General features: G+C 70.1%; 12 protein-coding genes. 5 read left to right on the top strand and 7 right to left on the bottom strand.

Translation table 11 applies throughout. The annotated features are described in order from the left end of the window. Positions 1-2 precede the first annotated feature (2 nt). Positions 3-1,637 carry a DUF6345 domain-containing protein gene (locus ACZ5WE_RS21535; protein ID WP_467691296.1) on the bottom strand — a complete coding sequence of 545 codons (1,635 nt, stop codon included), beginning with the start codon at positions 1,635-1,637 and terminating at the stop codon, positions 3-5. Between the two features lie 245 nt (positions 1,638-1,882). On the opposite strand from ACZ5WE_RS21535, the gene ACZ5WE_RS21530 reads away from it, so the two are divergent. After that, the gene (locus ACZ5WE_RS21530) at positions 1,883-2,308 is read left to right on the top strand and encodes an OsmC family peroxiredoxin (protein ID WP_467691294.1); all 426 of its coding nucleotides are present in this window, start codon (positions 1,883-1,885) and stop codon (positions 2,306-2,308) included. Positions 2,309-2,468: 160 nt separating this feature from the next. Beyond that, positions 2,469-4,340, top strand: coding sequence for a molecular chaperone DnaK (gene dnaK / locus ACZ5WE_RS21525; protein ID WP_467691293.1), 1,872 nt, complete (start codon positions 2,469-2,471; stop codon positions 4,338-4,340). A 72-nt stretch (positions 4,341-4,412) separates the two neighbouring features. Here the strand turns inward: dnaK and narI are convergent, their stop codons facing one another. Genes narI through ACZ5WE_RS21505 form a run of 4 tightly spaced genes read right to left on the bottom strand, consistent with a single transcriptional unit; the run spans position 4,413 to position 11,010 of the window. Continuing rightward, positions 4,413-5,135: a respiratory nitrate reductase subunit gamma gene (gene narI, locus ACZ5WE_RS21520; protein ID WP_399391052.1), complete on the bottom strand. Its 723-nt coding sequence runs from the start codon at positions 5,133-5,135 to the stop codon at positions 4,413-4,415. Further along, positions 5,135-5,704, bottom strand: a complete 570-nt coding sequence (narJ, locus tag ACZ5WE_RS21515; RefSeq protein ID WP_467691290.1) for a nitrate reductase molybdenum cofactor assembly chaperone — start codon at positions 5,702-5,704, stop codon at positions 5,135-5,137. Before narJ ends, narI begins: the two co-directional genes overlap by 1 nt. Beyond that, positions 5,701-7,314, bottom strand: a complete 1,614-nt coding sequence (narH, locus tag ACZ5WE_RS21510; RefSeq protein WP_467691288.1) for a nitrate reductase subunit beta — start codon at positions 7,312-7,314, stop codon at positions 5,701-5,703. Before narH ends, narJ begins: the two co-directional genes overlap by 4 nt. A gap of 3 nt (positions 7,315-7,317) precedes the next feature. Then, positions 7,318-11,010, bottom strand: coding sequence for a nitrate reductase subunit alpha (locus ACZ5WE_RS21505; RefSeq protein WP_467691286.1), 3,693 nt, complete (start codon positions 11,008-11,010; stop codon positions 7,318-7,320). Between the two features lie 231 nt (positions 11,011-11,241). Between ACZ5WE_RS21505 and ACZ5WE_RS21500 the strand changes: the two genes are divergently transcribed. Next, positions 11,242-11,667, top strand: a complete 426-nt coding sequence (locus tag ACZ5WE_RS21500) for a hypothetical protein (RefSeq protein WP_467691285.1) — start codon at positions 11,242-11,244, stop codon at positions 11,665-11,667. On the opposite strand, the gene ACZ5WE_RS21495 is transcribed toward ACZ5WE_RS21500, so the two are convergent. Next, positions 11,664-12,071: a winged helix-turn-helix transcriptional regulator gene (locus tag ACZ5WE_RS21495; protein WP_467691283.1), complete on the bottom strand. Its 408-nt coding sequence runs from the start codon at positions 12,069-12,071 to the stop codon at positions 11,664-11,666. The two genes, ACZ5WE_RS21500 and ACZ5WE_RS21495, sit on opposite strands and share 4 nt — an antisense overlap. A gap of 3 nt (positions 12,072-12,074) precedes the next feature. Then, positions 12,075-12,905 (bottom strand): helix-turn-helix domain-containing protein, encoded by an 831-nt coding sequence (locus ACZ5WE_RS21490; RefSeq protein ID WP_467691281.1) that lies wholly within the window; start codon positions 12,903-12,905, stop codon positions 12,075-12,077. 132 nt (positions 12,906-13,037) lie between these two features. Here ACZ5WE_RS21490 and ACZ5WE_RS21485 point away from each other — a divergent pair, with 132 nt between their 5' ends. Further along, positions 13,038-13,343 carry a 4a-hydroxytetrahydrobiopterin dehydratase gene (locus tag ACZ5WE_RS21485; protein WP_467691279.1) on the top strand — a complete coding sequence of 102 codons (306 nt, stop codon included), beginning with the start codon at positions 13,038-13,040 and terminating at the stop codon, positions 13,341-13,343. 6 nt (positions 13,344-13,349) lie between these two features. Then, positions 13,350-14,105 (top strand): class I SAM-dependent methyltransferase, encoded by a 756-nt coding sequence (locus ACZ5WE_RS21480; protein ID WP_467691277.1) that lies wholly within the window; start codon positions 13,350-13,352, stop codon positions 14,103-14,105.

Here is a 14,105-nt window from a genome sequence, read left to right as displayed (position 1 = left end):
TGCTACCTGGCGAGCGGTGCGACCACCCAGCGGCGGGTCGTGAACATGCTGTCGGGCGACCCGATCTCGATCACCTTGCGGGCGGCCGGGTAGGCCTCGTTGCCCTCGATCTCATAGCCGACGTCGAAGGTGCCCGGCACGTCCCTGACCTCGGGCTCCCGCTGGGCGGCGGCACCCTGGCCGCCCTGCTCGCCGGCCGTGACGACGGCGAGCTCGGCGAGCAGCCTGCGCTGGGCCGCGGCGAGAGCCTCGTGCGGGTCGCGGGCCCGCGGCGCGGCGACCGTCGCCGACGCGCCCTCGGGCGGCGGCGAGATGCCCGTGCTCGGCTCGCGCGTCGTGCCGGTGGTCTCGCGCGTGGAGATCTGCGCCTGGACGACGGTCGCGTCGTTGTCCAGGGCCACGCGGATGAGACCGCGGTCGGGCGTGATGACCGGTATGCCGTCGAAGACCTGCCGGAACGTCACATGGGTCTCGAGCGACACCGGCTCGCCCAGCTCGGAGCCGTCCTTCGCCCCGGAGTTCTGCATCAGGTCGTGCACGCTGTCCACGATGAGCTCGGCGCCGTCGGCGTGCTGCTCGGCGAACGCCCGCGCCGCCTCGACCGCCTGCTCCGTGGGCAGCTGCCGCAGGTTGCGGTGGTTGGCCTCGGCGAGCTTGACCCAGCGGACGGCGTGCGGAGCCGTGGAGACGGTCCGGTCACCGGAGCTGGCGCTGAGCACGCCCTGCCGCTCGACCTGCACCTCTTGCAGCGCCGCCGACGGGAAGTCGGCGATGCGGCCCATCTTCGTGAGCTCCTCGCCCGGGTCGCGCGGCGCGAGCTGCACGATCTGCGGGCTGGTCGGAGCCTGCGTCAGCGGCTCCCTGAGGGTCTCGCGCGCGTTGTACCAGCGCCACGCGTACCAGTTGTCCTGCACGTGCTCGCGGTAGAGGGTGCGCTCGCCGTTGAGCCGGGCGTTCGCGTCGGCCTGGTTGACGCCGACCGCGCAGACCGACGGCGCCTGGCCCTTGTGGATGTCCCAGCTGGCGTTCAGCCACGCGTCGGTGAAGGTCTGCCCGGCCCGCCACTTCTCCCAGAACTTCTTGCCGTAGTCGGGACTGTCGATGCTGACCGTCTCGAAGCCGAAGATCATGCGGAAGCCGATGTTGGGCCCCGCCCAGGTGCGGATCGGCGAGTGACCGCCGAGGACGCGCAGCGAGGTGCACGTGGACCAGAAGACGTAGTTGGCCTTCTCGTTGCCGAGCGCCATCCGGTTGGAGATCGCGTCGCTGCGGCCGTCCCAGACCGCGCCGAGCGGCGCGAAGAAGACGCCGTTGCCGTCCATGCCGCCGTGGCCCGAGTGGTACACGGCGACCACCGCGTCCATGCCGTAGCGGTCCTGCCAGTTGTCGTACGTCTCCTCGTACGCCCAGACCTGCGCCCCGCCGTCCGCGAACCAGAAGTTGCGGTCGTAGAACTGCTGGAGGTACGCCAGCCACCCCGTGGCGTCGGCGTGCGTGTGGAAGAGAGGCGACTGGTTGACGAACTTCTGGATGCTGAAGGCACCCCACCAGCCGAACGTCGAGTCACGGTCACCGGCTGCTCCCGGCTTCGCCCCTTCCAGCGGAGACGGACCGTGTTCCGAGTAATTCATGCGCATGGCAAACCCCCTGAGTGGACTCCTCGTCCCGTGGGCGAGGGGGGCCTCAAAGTGTCACCGCGGACGCGCCTTGCACAGTTGGCATTTCGGCCATAGCGACCGCGCCCCGCGACTCCCGCACCGCCTCAGGCGCCCCGGCCTCCCCGTGGGGCCGGTCTTCCATGTGCGCCGACTCAGGGTGTGATCGGATGGGCGCACGGACGTTCCGAAACGCATCTCGGAACCGCACTGAAGGGATCTACATCGTGGCTACCACGCGCTCCGCGCACACGGTCTGGGAAGGCAACCTGCTGGAGGGCTCCGGCACGGTCACCTTCGACTCCTCCGGGATCGGGGAGCAGCCCGTGTCCTGGCCGTCCCGCGCCGAGCAGGCCAACGGCAAGACCAGCCCGGAGGAGCTGATCGCCGCCGCGCACTCCAGCTGCTTCTCCATGGCCTTCTCGAACGGCCTGGCCAAGGCGGGCACCCCGCCGACCCGCCTGGTGACGTCCGCCGACGTGACCTTCCAGCCGGGCACCGGCATCACCGGCATCCACCTCACCGTGGAGGGCACGGTGGAGGGGATCGACGAGGCCGCGTTCACCGCCGCCGCCGAGGACGCCAAGGCGAACTGCCCCGTGAGCCAGGCGCTGACGGGCACGACGATCACGCTGACGGCGAAGCTGGCCTGACGCAGGCCGAAGCACGGCTTTTTGGCCATTCTCCGCGGTGCCGCCGTCCCTCCCGGGGCGGCGGCACCGTCATGGGTGGCATTGACAATGTGCCGCTCAAGTTTTGTGATGGAGGTCGAAGTACGCCGGGAAACGGGCTCGCGGTGGAAGGAGACTGGACATGGCACGTGCAGTCGGGATCGACCTCGGTACGACGAACTCGGTGGTGGCCGTCCTGGAGGGCGGTGATCCCACGGTCGTCGCCAACGCGGAGGGAGCGCGCACCACACCTTCGGTCATCGCCTTCGCGAAGAACGGCGACGTGCTCGTAGGAGAGGTCGCCAAGCGGCAGGCGGTCACGAACGTGGAGCGCACCGCACGCTCCGTCAAACGCCATATGGGTGACGGGAGTTGGCGCTTCCCGGAGGGCGGGTCCGTGGGCGGCACGCGGTACACCGCGCAGGAGCTTTCGGCCCGCGTCCTGCAGAAGCTCAAGCGTGACGCCGAGTCCTATCTGGGCGAGGACGTCACGGACGCGGTCGTCACGGTCCCCGCGTACTTCGACGACACGCAGCGCCAGGCCACCAAGGAGGCCGGCGAGATCGCTGGCCTGAACGTGCTCCGCATCATCAACGAACCCACGGCAGCGGCCCTCGCGTACGGCCTGGACAAGGGCGACGACCAGACGGTCCTCGTCTTCGACCTCGGCGGCGGCACCTTCGACGTCTCGCTCCTGGAGATGGGCGACGGCGTCATCGAGGTGAAGGCCACCAACGGGGACACTCAGCTGGGCGGCGACGACTGGGACCAGCGCGTCGTCGAGTACCTGGTGCGGCAGTTCAAGAACGCGCACGGAGTGGACCTCGGCAAGGACAAGATGGCGCTGCAACGACTGCGGGAGGGCGCCGAGAAGGCGAAGATCGAGCTGTCGTCGTCGAGCGAGACGGACATCAACCTGCCGTACGTCACGGCGTCGGCGGAGGGCCCCCTGCACCTGGCGGAGAAGCTGACCCGCGCTCAGTTCCAGGAGCTGACCGCGGACTTGCTGGAACGCTGCCGCGTTCCCTTCCACCAGGCGGTGAAGGACGCGGGCGTGCAGCTCTCCGCCGTCGACCACGTGATCCTGGTGGGCGGTTCGACGCGGATGCCCGCGGTGACGGAACTGGTCAAGGAACTCACCGGGCGCGAGCCCCACAAGGGGGTCAACCCGGACGAGGTGGTGGCGCTCGGCGCGGCGCTCCAGGCCGGTGTGATCAGGGGTGACGTGAAGGACGTCCTGCTCCTCGACGTGACGCCGCTGTCCCTCGGGATCGAGACCAAGGGCGGCATCATGACCAAGCTCATCGAACGCAACACGACCATTCCCACCCGGCGTTCGGAGACCTTCTCGACCGCGGAGGACAACCAGCCGTCGGTCGGCATCCAGGTCTTCCAGGGGGAGCGGGAGATCGCGGCGTACAACAAGAGGCTGGGTGTCTTCGACCTGACGGGACTGCCCCCGGCGCCGCGCGGCGTGCCCAAGATCGAGGTCACCTTCGACATCGACGCCAACGGAATCATGCACGTGTCCGCCAAGGACGAGGCGACGGGGCGCGAGCAGCGCATGACGGTCACGGGCGGCTCCGCGCTGCCCAAGGACGACATCAACCGCATGGTGCGCGAGGCCGAGGAGCACGCGGAGGAGGACCGCAAGCGGCGCGATGCCGCGGAGACCCGCAACCAGGCGGAGCAGCTCGTCTACCAGACGGAGCGGTTCGTGCGGGAGAACGAGGAGCGGATCCCCGCGGACACCAGGGCCGAAGTCGAGTCGGCGGCCACGGAGTTGAAGGGACTTTTGAAGGACAAGGCAGACGACACGGCGGCGCTGCGCGCGGGCGCGGAGAAGCTGGCCTCCGCCAGTCAGCGCATGGGCCAGGCCATGTACGCGGATTCCGGCGGGGGCGCCCAGCAGGACCGGGGAGCCCCAGGAGCCCCTGCCGAGGAAAGCGTGGTCGACGCGGAGATCGTGGACGACGAGAAGCCGGGGGAGCAGGACAAGCGGGCCGGGGAGTAGCGCACCGTCGATCACCGGCTTCGCCGAGTTCGTCCTCGAACGCCGGACGGGCTGATCCAGCCCGTCCGGTCATCACGACCCCGTCTTCTCCCACCCCCGCCGCTCCGGACGCGCCCCCACCCGGCGCGGGTCCTTGCTGCGGTACACCACGTACGGCCGGAACAGGTACTGCACCGGCGCGCTGAACATGTGCACGAGCCGTGTGAACGGAATCAGCGCGAACAGCGCCATCCCGACCACCGCGTGGATCTGGTACATGACCGGCACTCCCGCCATCCGGTCCGTGTCCGGCTGCAGGGTGAACAGACTGCGCGCCCAAGGGGCCATCGACTCGCGGTAGTTGTAGCCCTCGCCGGACGCGTGTGTCAGCTTGGCCACCATGCCGAGCACGATCGCCGCGAACAGCACGAGATACATCAGCTTGTCGTTGGCGGTCGTCGCCCGGAACACCGGCGCGTTCGTGCGCCGCCGGTAGAGCAGCAGCAGGATGCCGAGCACCAGCAGGATTCCCGCCGCCGTGCCTCCGTACAGCGAGAACAGATGATAGGTGTGCTCGCTCACGCCCACCTTCTCCGTCCATGACTCCGGGATGAAAAGACCCACCAGATGCCCGACGAGCACGAACAGAATCCCGTAGTGGAACATCGGCGAGGCGATATTGAGCAGCTTCGACTCGTACACCTGCGAAGAGCGCGTCGTCCAGCCGAACTTGTCGTAGCGGTAGCGCCACAGGAGGCCCGCCACCAGGAGGACGAAGGCGACGTACGGGATGACGCCCCACAGCAGCGTTCTCATCAGTGCTCCCCGATCAGTGCGAAGGGTTCGAGGCCGACGTCCTCCCGCGGCGGCCCGGACCGGGCAAGCGCCTGCGCCTCGGCCCGGTCCTTCGGCGAGGGCCCCGGCAGCGTCGCGCACACAGCCGTGAGGACGGACGCGTAGGGCGTGCCGAAGTCGGTGAGGGCGAGCCGCAGCAGCTCCAGGCCCGGCCGGTGCTCCTGAAGGAGGACGGGCCCCGCGTGCGCGGAGAACTCGAGGACCGCGGGCAGGAAGTCCGGCAGCTCCTCGCCCGTGAACTCCAGGCCGTGCTCCCGGTAGACCTCCTTGAAGCGGACCAGGGCCATCCCGCGCCGCCGCGTGTCACCGTCGCGCCACCAGCTCAGGTAGAGGCTGTGGCGGTTCTTGAAGTCGAAGACCTGGACGTAGTGCGCGGCCAGTTCGGACGGGTCGGCCGCCGTGGCGTGTGCCAGAAAGCTGTCCAACTCAGGTGCCGCAGCAACCAGTTGGGGCAAGAGGCCGCGGAACTCCTCGTCCGGATAGGACAGGCAGTGCGCGGCTGCCTGGTAGAGCACGGCGTTCTCGCTCACAGGGTGTCCTTGTCGGTGGCCGATGGCTGCTCGTCGGCGGTCTGCCGGTCCCGCAGCGTGTGGAAGTTCTCGATGGTCACCAGGGGCAGCTGCTTGCGCCCCGAGTCCTGACCGAACGGGCCGTCACCGCCGGCCCCGGGGCCGCCCTCGAAGTCGAGGCTGCACGAGTCGGGCAGCGCGGACTCCTCCAGGCGCTGCGCGTCACCCACGGCAGCGGTCGGGATGACGTAACGGTCCTCGTACTTGGCGATGGCGAGCAGCCGGTACATCGCCTCGATCTCCTGGCCGGACATGCCGACGGCCTCGGCGACCGAACGATCGGGCCTGTCCCCGAGGTTGATCGCCCGCATGTGCGCCCGCATCGCCGCCAGCTTCTCCAGCGAGGCCCGCACCGGGCCCACGTCACCGGCCGTGAAGATCTCCGCCAGGTATTCGAGCGGGATGCGCAGGGTGTCGATCGCCCCGAAGAGGTTGTCCAGATCCTCACCGTCGTGTCCGGTCTCGCTCAGTGCCTCCACGACCGGTGACAGCGGCGGGATGTACCAGACCATCGGCATCGTCCGGTACTCCGGGTGCAGCGGAAGCGCCACCTTGTACGTGCTGATCAGCGCGTGCACGGGGGAGCGGCGTGCCGCCTCGACCCAGTCGTGGCCGATCCCGGCCCGCTCGGCCTCCCGCCGCACCTCCGGGTCCTCCGGGTCGAGGAAGACCCCCAACTGGGCCTCGTACAGCGCTTTGTCGTCCTTGACCGATGCCGCTTCCGTCACCTTGTCGGCGTCGTAGAGGATCACTCCGAGGTAGCGCAGGCGGCCCACGCACGTCTCGGAGCAGACGGTGGGCAGACCCACCTCCAGGCGCGGGTAGCACATCGTGCACTTCTCGGCCTTGCCGGTGCGGTGATTGAAGTACACCTTCTTGTACGGGCAGCCGGTCACGCACTTGCGCCAGCCACGGCAGCTGTCCTGGTCGACCAGGACGATGCCGTCCTCCTCGCGCTTGTACATCGCCCCGGACGGGCAGGACGCCACGCACGACGGGTTCAGGCAGTGCTCGCAGATCCGCGGCAGATAGAACATGAAGGTCTGCTCGAAGGCGAACTTCACCTTCTCCGCGGCCTTCTCGCGGGTCTTGGCCACCATCGGGTCGAGGTCGCCGTATTCGGTGGCGCCGCCCAGGTTGTCGTCCCAGTTCGAGGACCACTCGATCTTCATGGGCTTGCCGCTGATCAGCGAACGGGGTTCGGCGACCGGGTAGTCGTCGCCGAGCGGGGCGTCGGTGAGGTTCTTGTACTCGTATGTCCAGGGCTCGTAGTAGTCCTTGATCTCCGGCAGCTTGGGGTTGGAGAAGATCTCCAGGAGAGCCTTGATGCGGCCGCCGTTCTTGAGCTTCAGGGCGCCCTTCTTGTTCAGCTCCCAGCCGCCGCGCCACTTCTCCTGGTCCTCGTAGCGGCGCGGATAGCCCTGGCCCGGACGGGTCTCGACGTTGTTGAACCAGACGTACTCCATGCCGTCGCGGTTTGTCCACGCCTGCTTGCAGGTGACGGAGCAGGTGTGGCAGCCGATGCACTTGTCGAGGTTCATGACCATCGCGATCTGTGCCATGACGCGCATGTGTCAGTACTCCACCTTCTGCGAGCGGCGGCGGATGACCGTCACCTCGTCGCGCTGGTTACCCGTCGGGCCCAGGTAGTTGAAGGCCCACGACAACTGGGCGTAGCCGCCGATGAGATGGGACGGCTTGAGGATCAGGCGGGTCAGGGAGTTGTGGATACCGCCGCGCTTTCCGGTGGTCTCCGTCTTGGGGACGTTGACCGTGCGTTCCTGCGCGTGGTGCATGTAGACCGTGCCGGCCGGCATCCGGTGCGAGACGACCGCGCGCGCGACCACGACGCCGTTGCGGTTGACCGCCTCGATCCAGTCGTTGTCCTTCACGCCGATCGCCTCCGCGTCCTGCGGTGACATCCAGATGCACTGGCCGCCCCGCGAGAGCGACAGCATGAAGAGGTTGTCCTGGTACTCGGAGTGGATGGACCACTTGTTGTGCGGGGTGAGATAGCGGACCGTCACCTCCTTCTCGCCGTCCGGGCCGAGCCGTGGCTCTCCGAAGAGGCGGTTCATGTCCAGGGGCGGCCGGTAGACGGGCATCGCCTCGCCCAGCTCGTGGATCCAGTCGTGGTCGAGGAAGAAGTGCTGGCGGCCGGTGAGCGTGTGCCAGGGCTTGAGGTGCTCGGTGTTGAGCGTGAACGCCGTGTAGCGCCGCCCGCCCGCCTCGCTGCCCGACCACTCGGGTGAGGTGATCACGGGGACGGGCGCCGCCTGTGTGTCGGCATATGTGATGCGCTTGCCCTCGTGCTCGGCGGCCAGGTGCGCCATCTCCTGGCCCGTGCGCTCCTCCAGGGTGTGGAAGCCCTGCGTGGCGAGGCGGCCGTTGGTCGTGCCGGACAGGGCGAGGATGGTGTTCGCCGCCTTCACCGCCGTGTCCAGGGCGGGCCGCCCGTCGGCGGGCCCGCCGCGCACGACGCCGTTGCGCTCGCGCAGCTCGTCGACCTCCTGGTCGGGCCGCAGGGCGATGCCCTTCGCGGGCAGGCCCAGCTTCTCCGCGAGCGGGCCGAGCGCCGCGAACTTCGCGCCGATCGCCGTGTAGTCCCGCTCGACCACCGTCAGGCCCGGCATCGTCTTGCCCGGGATCGCCTCGCACTCGCCCTTGCGCCAGTCCAGGACGACACCGCCGGGCTGCGCCGTCTCGCCGGGGGTGTCGTGCTGGAGCGCGGTGGCGACGAGGTCCTTGCGTACGCCGAGATGGTCGACGGACAGCTCGCTGAGCCGGTCCGCGATCGCCTTGAACGTGTCGAAGTCGGTGCGGGCCTGCCACGGCGGGTCGACCGCCGGGGTGAAGGAGTGGACGTAGGGGTGCATGTCCGTGGAGGACAAGTCGTGCTTCTCGTACCAGGTGGCCGCGGGCAGGACCACGTCCGAGAGCAGCGTCGAGGACGTCTGGCGGAAGTCAAGCGAGACGAGCAGGTCGAGCTTCCCCTCGGGGGCCTCGTCCCGCCACGTCACCGTCGAGGGCCGCTCGTCGGGCGCCGCCTCCTCGGCCCGCAGCGAGGAGTGCGTGCCAAGGAGATGCTTGGTGAAGTACTCCGCGCCCTTGGCCGACGAGCCGAGCAGGTTGGCCCGCCACAGGGTCAGGACACGCGGCCAGTTCTCCGGGGCGTCCGGGTCCTCGCAGGCGAAGTTGAGGGTGCCCGCCTTGAGTTCGTCGACGACATTGGCCACCGGGTCGCCCGAAGCTCCTGAAGTCTCGCCCAGGTCGAGGGAGTTGCGGTCGAAGGTCGGGTAGGAGGGCATCCAGCCGGTGCGTGCCGACAGGGCCAGGCAGTCGGCGCCCGTCATCCCCGCGAACCGCCCCTCGCCGAGCGGCGACGCGAGCACGTCCGCCGCGAACCTGTCGTAGCGCCACTGGTCGGTGTTCAGGAACCAGTACGCGGCGCCGATCATCTGCCGCGGCGGCCTGCTCCAGTCGTTGGCGCTGGCCAGCGTCGCCCAGCCGGTCGCGGGGCGGCACTTCTCCTGACCCACGTAGTGCGCCCAGCCGCCGCCGTTGCGGCCCTGGCAGCCGGTCAGCTGGAGCAGAGCCAGGAACGCGCGGTAGATCGTCTCGGAGTGGAACCAGTGGTTGGTCCCCGCCCCCATCAGGATCATGCAGCGCCCGCGCGATTTCTCGGCGGTCTGCGCGAACTCCCGCGCGATCTTCACCGCCTTCGCGGCCGGGACCGAGGTGTGCGCCTCCTGCCAGCCCGGGGTGCCGGGCGCGTCGGCATCCTCGTACGAAGCGGGCCAGTCGCCCGGGAGGCCCTCGCGCCCGACGCCGTACTGCGCCAGGAGCAGGTCGAAGACCGTCGTGACGAGCGGGCCGTCCTGCCCGCCGAGCCGAGTGGCGGGCACTCCGCGGCGCACGATCTCGCCGCGGCCCTGGCCGTGCGTGCCGCCCTCGGTGTCGAAGCGGGGGAGCAGTACCTCGACGCCGGTCGCCACCTCGGAGTCGTGCAGGGAGAGCTGCGGCCTGATGTTGCCGAGCTCCAGATTCCACTTGCCCTTGCCCGACTCGGTCCAGCGGAATCCGAGCGATCCGTTCGGGACGGCGGGCTGCCCGGTGTTCTCGTCCAGGACGGCCGTCTTCCAGTCACCGCCCTCACCGCTCTGTCCGAGGTCGGTGGCGCGCAGGAACTTCGACGGGACGTACGCGCCGTCGCGCTCGGTCAGCGTCACCAGGAACGGCAGGTCGGTGAACTTGCGTACGTAGTCGGTGAAGAAGTCCGTCTGCCGGTCGACGAAGAACTCCTTGAGGATGACGTGGCCCATCGCGATGGCGAGCGCCCCGTCCGTGCCGGGGTGCGGGTGCAGCCACTCGTCGGCGAACTTCGTGTTGTCCGCGTAGTCCGGCGACACGGCGACGACCTTCTGGCCGCGGTAGCGCGCCTCGGCCATCCAGTGCGCGTCGGGCGTCCGCGTCACCGGGACGTTCGAGCCCCACATCATCAGATACGCGGCGTCCCACCAGTCACCCGACTCCGGTACGTCGGTCTGGTCGCCGAAGACCTGCGGGGATGCGACCGGCAGGTCCGCGTACCAGTCGTAGAAGGACAGCATGGGAGCGCCGATCAGCGACATGAAGCGGGCGCCCGCCGCGTGCGACACCATCGACATCGCGGGGATGGGGGAGAAGCCCGCGACCCGGTCGGGGCCGTGCGTCTTGATCGTGTGGACGTGCGCCGCCGCGATGATCTCGACTGCCTCGTCCCAGGTCGCCCGCACGAGACCGCCCTTGCCGCGCGCCTGCTGGTATCTGCGGCGCCGCTCGGGGTCGCCCTGGATGTCGGCCCAGGCGAGCACCGGGTCCTTGAGGCGGGACTTCGCCTCCCGGTACATCTCGAGGAGCACGCCCCGCAGATACGGATAGCGCACCCGGGTCGGCGAGTACGTGTACCAGGAGAAGGCGGCGCCGCGCGGGCAGCCGCGCGGCTCGTACTCGGGGCGGTCGGGGCCGACGGAGGGGTAGTCGGTCTGCTGGGTCTCCCAGGTGATGATGCCGTCCTTGACGTACACCTTCCAGCGGCAGGAGCCCGTGCAGTTCACGCCGTGCGTCGAGTTCACGACCTTGTCGTGGCTCCACCGGTCCCGGTAGAAGGCGTCCGCGTCCCGGCCGCCGACAAGACCGATGCTGTGCAGGTCGGGGGCGGCGGTGCCGCGGCGGAAGAACTTCCCCGCACGCAGCAGCGCGGCGCCGGGCTCGGTCGTCTCTGTCACCCTTGAGCTCCCTAGGTCTGCCTTTCAACGAACCTAGGTCCGGGGCGGCGGGGGCACACGGCGGCGACCGCCGTACGGGTTGCGGGGGACGCTCGTGGCATCGGCGCTTACCCCTGAGGTAATCGACCCCCGCCCGCGGTCCCGGCAGGGTGGCCCCACCGGACCCGGTCCGGCGCACTCCGGACCGGATCCGGCCCCCTCTTCTCCTTCGCTGCCTGGAGGCCACCCGTCATGTCCACGTACTCCGCGCACCCGCTCACCGCCCTGGCCCGCACGAACGACCCGAAGACGATGCTGCGCCGCTTCCTCGCCCTCGACGCGGTCGTGACCACCGGGAACGGCCTCGCGTACGCCGCCGCCTCGGGCCCGCTCGGCCACTTCCTCGGCGTCGAGGCTGGGCTCCTCCTCGGCCTGGGGGTCTTCCTCACGCTGTACGGCGTGGGCGTCGGCTGCCTCGCGTCACGCAAGAGCCCGCCCGCGCTGCCCGTCCGGGCGGTGATCGAGGCGAACGCGGCCTGGGCGGTGCTCAGTGTCGTCGCCCTCATCGCCTGGCTTTCGCCCAGCACCGCGGGCGCCGTGTGGATCCCGCTCCAGGCCGTGACCGTCGGGGGCTTCGCCGCCGTGCAGTACGCGGCGCTGCGGGGCCTTCGCTCCTAGGCCTTGAGGGGCGGCTCGGTGCCGCGCGCGTCGAAGCGGCTGCGGGCGGCCTCGATCTCGGCGAGGTACCGGTGCGTCCAGGCGCACATGCCGTCGACCGTGGCGAGCAGCCCTTCGCCCGCCTCGGTCAGGTGGTACTCGACGCGCGGCGGCACGGTGGCGTACACCGTGCGGTGCACGACGCCGTCGCGCTCGAGGCCGCGCAGGGTCTGGGTGAGCATTTTGTGGCTGATGCCGTCCACCGCGGTTCGCAGCTCGGTGAAGCGCAGCGTCCGGTCGGCAAGCGCGTTGATGATCAGCAGCGCCCACTTGTTGGCCACGCCGGAGAAGATCTCGCGGGCCAGCGAGTCGGCGCGCGTCAGGTCCGCGTCGTCGGGCCCGCCGCTGATCTGCTGGGTCCCCATGGGCTACGACCCCGCCGACTGCAGGTACTTGACCGTCGCCGGATCGGCCGGGAGGAGCGTCTCGATGGCCAGCTCGGCGACCGTCACGTCCATGGGAGTGTTGAAGGTCGCGATCGACGAGATGAAGGACAGCAGCTGCCCGTCGTGCTCGATGCGCAGGGGCAGCGCGAAGTAGGGCACGCCGCTCCGCGTTCCGTCGGCATCGACGGCATCGACGACATCGACGCCGGGATCCGCCACCGGATAGGCCGCCACCTCCTCGTACACCGCTCGCAGCGCGTCCGACCGCTGCAGCGCGATCTGCCGCTCCATCTGGTGCAGCAGATGCCCCCGCCACTCGCGCAGATTGCGGATCCTGGGGGCGAGGCCCTCCGGGTGGAGCGTGAGCCGCATGGCGTTCAGCGGCGCCCGCAGAAGGTGCTCGGGGATGCCGTCGATGATCATCGCGATGCCGCTGTTCGCGGCGATCACGTCGTACGTCGCGTCGACGACCAGGGCGGGATAGGGCTCGTAGCCGCGCAGGAGCTGCTCCAGGCCCTCCCGCAGAGCGTCCATCGAGGGGTCGTTCATCGGGGTCTCCCGGAAGCGGGGCGCGTAACCGGCCGCCAGGAGCAGGGAGTTGCGGTCCCGCACGGGCACGTCGAGGTGCTCGGCGAGGCGCAGCACGATCTCCTCGCTCGGGCGTGACCTGCCGGTCTCGATGAAGCTGATGTGGCGTGCCGAGGAGTCGGCGCGCAGCGCCAGCTCCAGCTGGCTCACCTTGCGCCGCTCGCGCCAGCCGCGCAGAAGCGGGCCGATGCCGGTACTTTCCATGGTGGAAACGGCAGTTGTCATACCCGGACAGTAATCCAACGCTCCCGTCCGCCGCCCTGATCAGGGCCTCGCCGGAGGTGGTGTGGCAGGCTGAGGGACAGAGGCGCATGCGTACGCCATGTGCACGTCACGCAGACGGGAAGGGGCGCGGTCATGCCAGTCGAACCGCTGTCACAGAAGGACGTCGAGGAGCGGCTCGCGGAGCTGCCCGGCTGGTCGCTCCAGGGCGACCGGATCACCCGCTCCTTCCAGCTCGCCTCGCACTTCGCGGCGACCGCGATGGTCGTGCACATCGCGCAGATCCAGGACGATCTCGACCACCACTCCGACCTGACGCTCGGCTACAACACCGTCTCCCTGTCCGTGCACACGCACAGCGCGGGCGGCGCCCTCACCGCGCTCGACTTCGAACTGGCCGGCCGGGTCGAAGAGCTGGCGGTCGGGCACGGGGCGGTCTGAGCGCGGATGCTGGACTACGGCAAGGAAGCGGACCGCTATGACGCGTCGCGCGGCGGTGAGCCGCGCGCCGACGCCGCTGCCGCCGCGGTCCTCGGCCTGCTGCCGCCGGACGCCGGCACCCTCCTGGACGTCGCCTGCGGCACGGGCCTGGTCACCCGACGCCTCGCCGGGGCGGGCCTGCGGGTGACCGGTGTGGACTCGGCGCCCAACATGGCGCGCATGGCGTCGGGGCGGCTGCCGGGCGCCGTCGTCCTGGGCGACAGCCGCCGACTCCCCTTTCCCGACGCCTCGTTCGACGCGGTGTGCGCGGTGTGGCTGCTCCATCTGCTCTCCGGCGCCGAGGAAGCCGCGGCGGTCGTCACCGAGTGCGCCCGGGTGCTGCGGCCCGGCGGCGTGTTCGTCACGACCGTCGACAAGGCGGCCGCGCACGACGTGGGCAGCGACATCGACGCCGTGCTCGCCCCGCGCCCGGTGCGCCCCGCGGTCGACCGCGGCCAAGCGGTCGAGGCGTACGCGGCCGCGCGGGGCCTGGCACCGGCCGGCGGGGCTCGGTTCCAGGGGCACGGGCAGGGCCGCACGCCCCGCTCCACGATCGACGACCTCCACCGGGGCTGGTTCACCCGCGTCCCGCCCGACGGCCCCCTGGCGGCACGGCTCGCGGAGGGGCTCGCCGCCCTCCCCGAGCAGGAAGTGCCGCGCCCCGACCCGCGGTTCACGCTCAGGTCGTTCCGGATGCCGCCCCCGAGGCCGCCCGTCGCGTGA

The organism is Streptomyces sp. NPDC033180 (assembly GCF_055577645.1).
Note: the sequence above shows the minus strand (reverse complement) of the source record. Positions and strands in the feature narration are given on the sequence as shown.